The sequence below is a fragment of the Caldimonas mangrovi genome (genome assembly GCF_023721835.1).
Lineage (GTDB): Bacteria > Pseudomonadota > Gammaproteobacteria > Burkholderiales > Burkholderiaceae_C > Caldimonas > Caldimonas mangrovi.
Map to the genome: position 1 here is coordinate 1 of NZ_JAMKFE010000010.1, position 8,688 is coordinate 8,688.

2 protein-coding genes are annotated in these 8,688 nt (G+C 69.9%); both read left to right on the top strand.

Annotation, left to right across the window (positions count from 1 at the left end):
* Positions 1 to 9: 9 nt before the first annotated feature.
* Complete coding sequence (locus M8A51_RS16305) at positions 10 to 5,598, top strand: non-ribosomal peptide synthetase (RefSeq protein ID WP_259372041.1); 5,589 nt, start codon at positions 10 to 12, stop codon at positions 5,596 to 5,598.
* Between the two features lie 4 nt (positions 5,599 to 5,602).
* Entirely contained in the window at positions 5,603 to 8,674 is a 3,072-nt protein-coding gene (locus M8A51_RS16310) for a non-ribosomal peptide synthetase (protein WP_251779568.1), read from the top strand.
* Positions 8,675 to 8,688 lie beyond the last annotated feature (14 nt).

Consider the following 8,688-nt stretch of genomic DNA (forward strand, 5'->3'; position numbering starts at 1 on the left):
GCGGTACCGCTGTCTGCGGCGCAGCAGAGGCAGTGGTTTCTGTGGCAGCTGGATCGCGGCAGCACGGCGTACCACCTGTGCGGTGGGCTGGTGCTGGAAGGGGAGGTGGACGTTGGGGCTTTGGAGGCGAGCTTCCACGGCGTGGTGCGGCGCCACGAATCGCTGCGCACGGTGTTCCGCGCGACGGGCGACGGTCTGGCCGAACAGGTGATGCGGCCGGATGCGCAGCTGCAGGTGGCCCGGCACGACCTGAGCGGCCTGGCGGGCGGGCAGCGAGAAGCGCGAGCGCTCGAACTGGCCCGCGAGCTGAGCGAACAGCCGTTCGACCTCGAAGGCGGCCCGCTGCTGCGCGTGGCGCTGTTGCAGCTGCAGCCGCAAGAACACCGGCTGGTGGTGGTGATGCACCACATCGTCTCCGACGGCTGGTCGATGCAGCTGTTCGTCGACGAGTTTGCGGCGTGCTACCGCGCGCTGTGCCGGGGCGAGCCGGTGAGGCTGGCGGAGCTGCCGATCCAGTACGCCGACTACGCGGTGTGGCAGCGCCAGTGGCTGCAGGCCGGCGAGCGGGAACGCCAGCTGGGGTACTGGCGGGGGCAGCTGGGCCAGGAGCACCCGGTGCTGGCGCTGCCCAGCGACCAGCCGCGCCATCCGCAGGGGCGCTACCGGGGGGCACGCCACCGGGTGAGCCTGCCGCAGCCGCTGTGCGAGCAGTTGCGCCGCAGCGCGCGCGGCGAGGGCGTGACCGTCTTCATGCTGCTGCTCAGCGGCTTGCACGCGCTGCTGCACCGCTACACCGGGCAGCGCGACATCCGCATCGGGGTGCCGATCGCCAACCGCCAGCGTGTCGAGACCGAAGGCGTGATCGGGTTTTTCGTCAACACGCAGGTGCTGCGTGCGCAACTGCAGCCGCGCCAGAGCCTGGGGCAGCTGCTGGAGCAGGTGCGCGAAGCGGCGCTGGGTGCCCAGGCGCACCAGGATTTGCCGTTCGAGCAACTGGTCGAGGCGCTGCAGCCCGAGCGCAGCCTGGGCCACCATCCGCTGTTCCAGGTGATGTTCAACCACGTGCGGCAAGACCGGCGCGCGCTCGAACAGCTGCCCGGGCTGCAGATCCGGGACTGGGAGCTCGGCGAGCAGGCCGCGCAGTTCGAGCTCAGCGTGGACACGCTGGAGCAGGCCGACGGGCGCATCGAGGCGACGTTCCACTACGCGGCTGAGCTGTTCGAGCCGGCGACCATCGAGCGGCTCGCGCAGCACTACCTGAGGCTGGTGCAGCAATTGTGCGAGCGGCCGCAGCAGGCCATCGGCGATGTGGTGCTGCTGGACGCGCCGGAGCAGGCGCTGTTGCAGCAATGGGGGCAGGGCGGGCCGGCGCCGGCGCCGGCGCAGCCGGTGCACCGGCTCATCGAGCAGCAGGTGCAGCGCACGCCCGGGGCCATGGCGGTGGTGTACGGCGACGAACAGCTCAGCTATGCCGAGCTCAACCGCAGGGCGAACCGGTTGGCGCACCGGTTGATCGGGCTGGGGGTGGGGCCGGAGGTGAGGGTGGGGCTGGCGCTGGAGCGCTCGGTGGAGATGGTGGTGGCGCTGCTGGCGGTGCTGAAGGCAGGGGGAGCGTATGTGCCGCTGGACCCGCAATACCCCGCCGAGCGGCTGCAGTGGATGGTGCACGACAGCGGCGTGGCGCTGCTGCTGACGCAGGCGGGCCTGCGCGGGCAGCTGCAGCTGCCACCGCAGCTGCGGGTGCTGGAGATCGACCGCGAGCCGCTGCACGAGCAGCCCCGGCAGGACCTGCAAAACCCGAACCCCCTGCTGCACGGCGAGCACCTCGCCTACGTCATCTACACCTCCGGTTCCACCGGCCGGCCCAAGGGCATCGCGATACCGCACCATGCGCTGGCATCTCATACGCAGGTCGCCATCGGCTACTTCGGGCTCACGCCTGACGACCGCATGCTGCTGTTCTCGACGATCAACTTCGACGGTTTCGTCGAGCAACTGTTTCCCCCGCTGTGCGCGGGTGCGGGCATCGTGCTGCGTGGCCCCTTGCTGTGGGACAGCGAGACCTTCCATCGGGCGCTGATCGAGCATCGCATCACGATCGCCGACCTCACGACCGCGTACTGGTTCATGCTGGTACAGGACTTCGCGCGCCGTGGCCCACGCGACTACGGCGCCCTGCGGCAGATGCAGGCGACCGGAGAAGCGATGCCGCCGGAAGGCATTCAGGCGTGGCGCGATGCCGGCCTCGGGCACGTGAAGCTGCTCAACACCTATGGGCCGACCGAGACCACCGTCACCGCCACCCGCTTCGCTTGCATGCCTTGCGTCAGCGGTGTGCTGCCGACGCCGGCCAACATGCCGATCGGCACACCGTTGGCCGGTCGCCGGCTCCATGTGCTCGACGAAACCCTGCAGCCGGTGCCCCGCGGCGTGGCGGGCGAGCTGTGCATCGGAGGGCGGCTGCTCGCACACGGCTACGTGAACCGGGCGGCGCTCACGGCCGAGCGTTTCATTGCCGACCCGTTCGAGCCCGGCGGCCGTCTCTACCGCACCGGCGATCTCGTGCGCTGGCGCAACGACGGGCAGATCGAGTACCTGGGCCGCATCGACCACCAGGTGAAGATCCGCGGCTTCCGCATCGAACTGGGCGAAGTCGAGGCCCAGTTGCTGGCGCAGCCCGGCGTGCGCGAGGCGGTGGCCGTGGCCCAGCCCGGTGCCGGAGGGCCGCGCCTGGTGGGCTATGTCTCGCCGCGACCGGGCATCCAGCTGCAGCCGCACCAGCTGCGCGACGCACTCGGGTCGGCACTGCCCGAGTACATGGTGCCTGCCGTCGTGATGGTGCTCGATGCGCTGCCGCTCAATCCCAACGGCAAGATCGACCGCAAGGCCTTGCCTGAACCGCCTGCACAGGACAGCTGCGGCGATGAGGCGCCTCAAGGCGAGGACGAACTCGCCCTGGCGGGCCTGTGGCGGCAATTGCTCGGCGTCGAGCGTGTGGGCCGCAACGACAACTTTTTCGCACTCGGCGGGCATTCCCTGCTGGCTGCCCAGCTGAGTTCGCGTGCGCGGCAGGTGCTGCGCCGGGAGCTGCCGTTGCGAGCGGTGTTCGAAAACCCGAACCTGCGCAAGCTGGCCGAGTGCCTGCAGGCACCCGATGGGGCCAGCGCCGATACGGAGCTGCATCCTGTGCCGCGCCTGCCGGCCATGCCGGTCGCGCCTATTCAGCGCCGGCTTTGGCTGGTCGACAGACTTGCCGATCCGGGCGAGCGGGCCGCCTACGTGATGGCGACGGCGCTGCGCCTGACAGGAGAGATCGACACCGAGCGGCTGGGCACGGCGTTGAACGCCATGGTCGATCGCCACGAAGTGTTGCGTACCTGCTACCCGGAGACCAGCGAGGGCGAACCGGTCGCGCACATCCTCGGTCGCGTGAGGATCGAGATGCCTGTGATCGATCTTTCGACGGCGTCTGGCGATGCGCAGGCCGCCCGTCTTCGACAGGTGCTGGCACAGCATGCGCAGAGCTCGTTCGACCTGGCGCAAGGCCCGCTGCTGCGTGCAGCGCTGGTTCGGCTGAGCCCCCGGCAGCACGTGCTGGCGCTGGCGGTGCACCACATCGTTTTCGACGGGTGGTCCGAAGCCGTCTTCATCCGGGAGTTCTGCCATATCCATGCGGCGCTTGCGCAGAACGCCAGGCCGGCGCTGCCCCCGCTGCGCGTGCAGTACAGCGACTACGCGGCCTGGCACTCGGAGCGTCTGCAAGAAGCCGCCGGCCGCAAGCTGGCGGAGTTCTGGCGCGATGAACTGGCCGGGGCGCCGCTGCGCTCGACCCTGCCGCCGGATTCCGGCGCAGCAGGATCTGCGGGTGAGGCGCACGCATGGCGAAGCATCGTTGCCCCGGCGCTCGCACGACGGATTGCCGACGTGGCAGGACAGCACGGCGCCACGCCGTTTCAGTTGCTGCTCGCAGCCTTCCTGGTGCTGATGCATCGCCAGGCGCAGCAGGACGATCTGGTCATCGGCACCGACGTGGCCGGGCGGGGCCACCCGGACCTGGAACCCCTGATCGGCTTTTTCGTCAACGTGGTGCCGCTGCGGTCCAGATGGGCGCCGCAGCTGAACTTCACCGAGTGGCTGCAGATCGTGCGCGAGCACGCACTGGCTGCGCTGGATCACGCCGAGCTGCCGTTCGACCGCATCGTCGACGCTGCGGCGACCCCGCGCGATCGCGGGCGCAGCCCGCTCGTGCAAGTGCTTTTCGTGCTGCAGAACGTGCCGCAGGCCCGCTTCGAACTGCCCGGTCTGAGCGTGGAGCAACAGCCGCAGCCGGTCACGCACGCGAAGTTCGATCTCGCGGTGTTCGTTGGAGAAGGCAGCGACGGCCTGGGCATCGAATGGGTCTATGCCAGCGCACGGCACCGGCCGCAGACCGTCGAGCGGCTCGCCGCCGCCTGGACGGCGCTGCTTCAACAGATCGTCGACACACCGAACGAGGCGCTGCACCGTCTTGTGGTGCCCTCATTCCAGGAGCCTTCCATGATCCGACAGGATGTCCCCAAGCTCGACAAGCTCGCCAAGCTGCAGAAACTGAAGAAGCCCGTCGGCGCCACCGCCGAATCGCTGGTGAAGACCTCGGCATTGAGGCCGGGCGCGGACTTCCCACTCGTCATCGAACCCGCCCAGCCCGATCTCGATCCCGTGGCCTGGGCACGCGGCCACAGCCGCCAGATCGAAGACCTGCTCGGCCGCCATGCCGGGTTGTTGTTCCGCAACTTCGGGCTGCGCACGCCGCAGGAATTCGAGGCGTTCGCCGAGGCAGTGGAGCCGGGCCTGTACGGCAGCTACGGCGACCTGCCGAAGAAGGAGGGCGGGCGCAACACCTACCGCTCCACGCCGTACCCGGAGCGGGAAATGATCCTGTTTCACAACGAGAGCTCGCATCTGGAACGCTGGCCCCGCAAGCAATGGTTCTTCTGCGAGCTGCCGTCGCCGGTCGGCGGCGCGACGCCGATCGTCGATTGCCGCGAAATGCTGCGCCGCCTGCCGGCCGACCTGGCGGAGCGGTTCGAGCGCAAGGAACTGCTCTATGTCCGCACGTTCACACCCGGTCTGGACGTGAGCTGGCAGGAGTTCTTCAAGACGCCTCACCGCGAGGAGGTCGAGCAACGGCTGGCGGCAGCAGGCATCGAGTACCGCTGGCTGGGCGATGACGAACTGCAGACGCGGACCCGCTGTCCAGCGGTGATCACGCATCCGGTGACGGGCGACCGGTCGTTCTTCAACCAGGTGCAGCTGCACCATGTCAGCTGCCTGCAACCGGAAGTCAGGCGGGACCTGCTGTCGCTGGTCGGTATCGAACGCATGCCGAGGCAGGTGTACTTCGGCGACGGTTCACCGATCGACGACGAGACGATGGCACGGGTCGGCCGCCTCTACGAGGAATGCGCCGTGCGCTTCGACTGGCGGCAAGGCGATGTCGTGATGCTGGACAACATGCTGGCGGCCCATGCACGTGACCCGTACGAAGGCCCTCGCAAGATCGTCGTGGCGATGGGGGCGATGGTCGAGCGCTCGGCGCTGGGCCGGGCCAAGGAGTAAGGCGATGGAACCCGCAACGTTCGCAACGGGCAGCATCCCCCTGAGCCCGGAACAGCAAGCCCTGTTGCTGCAGACATCGGCGACCGACCGGCACGCTGCGGTGATCGGGATGGAGGGCGACATCGACGTACCGCGATTGCAGCGGGCCTGGCAGGCCGTGGTCGAACGGCACGAGTCACTGCGTCTCGTGTTCGGCCACGAAACCGGCTACCGCGGACTGCGGCAGTGGGTGGCAGCCGAGTCGCCTGTGCTGAGCCGGCTGGCGGTCAGCCCGTACAGCGGTGCAGACGACGCGCAGCCACGACTGCACCGCATCGGCGAAGGGCGCTGGCAGCTGCAGCTGTCCGTGCCTCGGCTGATGGCCGACGCCGAGAGCCTGCAGGTGCTCTGCCACGACCTCGCGCGTGCGTACGCAGGCCTCGACGCGGGCGACGAGCCCTTCCAGTATCGGCAGTACGTCACCTGGCGGCGCGAGCTGGCAGACGAGGCGGACGCCGGGCAGCAGCAGGCGTACTGGACCGGGCACTTGCAGGCATTGCCCGAGCCGCTGCCGGTGCGGCTTGCCTGCCGGCACGATCCGCAGGACGCCGGCGCTGGCCAGGGCCGCCATGCCCGGCGTGCCGTGTTGCCGGCACCAGAGGCGGAGCGCATCGCCGCGCGAGCGCGTTCGCTCGGGACCACGCCGCAGGTGCTGCTGCAGGCGGCATGGTGGGCGTTGCTCACGCGCTTGAACCCTGGCGGCTTCGTGGGGGGATGGCAGCACGACTGCCGGCAGGACTACGAGCCGATGCAGGGCGCCGTGGGCGTATTCGGCAAGGTGCTGCCTGTGGCGGTGTCGGTGGAGCCCGGCGAGAGTTTCGCGGCCTTCACGGCACGGATCGCCGCGCTGCTGGAAGGTCACGTCGATGCGCAGGAGTACTGGCCGGTGGCGAACCCGCCGTGCCGCAGCCAGCTCGAGGCCGGCTTTGCCTGCATCGACGGGTCTGCGCCCCTGCCCGCCGCGGGCTGGGAAATCCTCGAACTGCCGGGCCCGATGCCGTGCTTCGAGCTGGCCATGCAGGTGGAGTGGTACGGGAGCACCGCGACGTTGGCGCTGTTCCACAACACCCGCTACACCGAGGCAGCGGCCCTGCGGCTGCTGGAGCAGCTGCAGGTGCTGTTGCAATCGGCGCTCGCTCGACCGGAGACCGAGGTATCCCGGTTGGCGATCACCAGCGAGGACGAGCGTCGCGGCCTGCTGAACCATGAGGGGCCGCGCCTCGAGATCGGCGCGCGGACCACGGCCCATCACGTGCTCGCATGGGGCGAACGCCGCCCCGAGGCCGTTGCCCTGGTGGCCGCCGACGGCACAGTGAGCTATCGGGATCTCGTGCGGCGCGTGCACGCGCTGTCGTGCTGGTTCGAGGCGTTGGGCGTGGGGCAGGGGCACGTCGTCGCGCTCGACGTCGGGCGCAGTGTCGATCACGTCGTCGCGCTGCTCGCGACCTGGCACCGCGGCGCCGCATGGGTGCCGCTGGATCCGCAATGGCCGGCCGCGCGCCGCGAGGCAGTGCTGCGCGACGCCGGGCCGATGCTCGTGCTCAGCGACAAGACACCGCCCGACGGACCGCACGCCGGTGTGCCGTGGCGCGAGGCGACGCTGGCCGCGTTCGACCCGCGCGCGTATGCCGCGCACCCGCCTGTCGAGCCGCTGGCCGCACCGGACGGCCTGGCCTACCTGCTCTACACCTCGGGCTCGACCGGCACGCCGAAGGGCGTGGCTGTCGAACACGCCCAACTGCTCAACTATGCCGCGGCCGTGTCGCATGCGCTGGCGCTCGACGCGGGCCAGCGCTGGGGCTGGACCGGTTCGGTTGCGGCCGACCTGGGCCACACGGCCCTGTTCGGCGCCCTGTTCAACGGGGCCGCTCTGGTGGTGGCTCAGGACGAGGATCTGCGGGACCCTGCGGCCTTTGCACGCTTCATGCGAACCCGGTCGGTAGACAGCCTGAAGATCGTGCCGTCGCACCTGGACGCGCTGCTGGAGCATGAAGCGCCGGTAGTGCCGCCTCTGCTGGTGCTGGGCGGCGAGAGCACACCGCGCGCGCTGGTCGACCGTCTCGTGCGCCTGGCGCCGCAGTGCCGCATCTACAACCACTATGGCCCGACCGAGACGACGGTCGGCGTCATGGTGCACCGGGTCGTTGCCGGGGAGGAACGCGGGCCCGCGCTGCCGCTGAGCGAGCCGCTGGCCAACTGCCGCGTGCTCGTCCTGGACGAGCATCTGCAACTCGCGCCGGCCGGCGTGCTCGGGGAGGTGTACGTGGGGGGCGCGCAGCTGTGCCGCGGCTATGTCGGCGACGGTGCGCATCCGGCCTTCATTGCCGACCCCTTGCGGCCGGGCGAACGCCTCTATCGCACCGGTGACCTGGCCTATGTGCGGCCCGAAGGCGGTCTGCGGCTGGCGGGCCGCGCCGACCACCAGGTGAAGATCCGCGGCTTCCGTGTGGAACCGGCCGAGGTGGAGGCCGCCTTGCTGGCGCAACCCGGCGTGCGGCAGGCTTTGGTGCTGCCGCAGACCGCCGGCGATGGCGGCATCGAGCTGCTGGCCTGCGTGGTGGTCGAGGCCGCGGAAGGCGCCGCCGACGAGGTTGCCCTGCGGGAGCGGCTGTCGGCGCTGCTGCCGCGGCACATGCAGCCATCGGCGTATCGGCTCGTCGACGCCTTCCCGCGGTTGCCCAACGGCAAGATCGATCGCCACGCGCTTGCCGCCCTGCCGGTTGCGGTTGCCGAAGCGCGTCGCCTGGTTGCGCCGCGCACCGCACTGGAGGCCATGCTGACATCCTCCATGGCCGACCTGCTCAAGCGCGAGCAGGTCGGCATCGAGGACGACTTCTTCGACCTCGGCGGCCATTCGCTGCTGGTGATCAAGCTGATCGCCCGCATCCGCCAGCGCGTGGAGCTGGAGGTGGCGCCCCGGGTGGTGTTCGACCACCCGACTGCGGCCGAACTGGCTGAGGCGCTGCGGCATCTGGCGCCCGACCCGGTTCGGCTGGAGTCGCTTGCAGCGTCGACGCCGGTGCGAGAGACCACTTGAATCGCCACGCAAGA

Coding starts and splice junctions, on each gene's coding strand:
- M8A51_RS16310 (WP_251779568.1), top strand. CDS start 5,603: ATGGAACCCGCAACGTTCGCAACGGGCAGCATCCCCCTGAGCCCGGAA.